Below are 258 nucleotides of genomic sequence, written 5' to 3' on the forward strand. Positions count from 1 at the left end.
GCCACCCGGCCTGATCGAGCAGCAGCACGGCGTGCGCACCGGGGGCGACGGCCTGGGCGATCTCTTCGAGACGAAAGGCCATCGCCGCGGTGATGCAGCGGGGCATGACGAGGCCGTCCCCTTTGCCGAGGGCGGGGCAGACCGGACACCGAGACGCCACGACCCAGTCGCGCACCGTCTGGAGCCCGACCCCGCCGAGAGCGGCGGCGGCCGAGCGTGAGCCGCCCGCGTAGATCGCCGACACAGCCAGCAGGCGCC

1 pseudogene is annotated in these 258 nt (G+C 74.4%); it reads right to left on the bottom strand.

Going from position 1 to position 258, the window contains the following annotated elements:
* Window positions 1-258, bottom strand: a pseudogene (locus MKK63_RS25830) (IS630 family transposase); the annotation flags it as partial.

This window comes from Methylobacterium sp. J-088, assembly GCF_022829295.1.
Classification (GTDB): Bacteria; Pseudomonadota; Alphaproteobacteria; order Rhizobiales; family Beijerinckiaceae; genus Methylobacterium.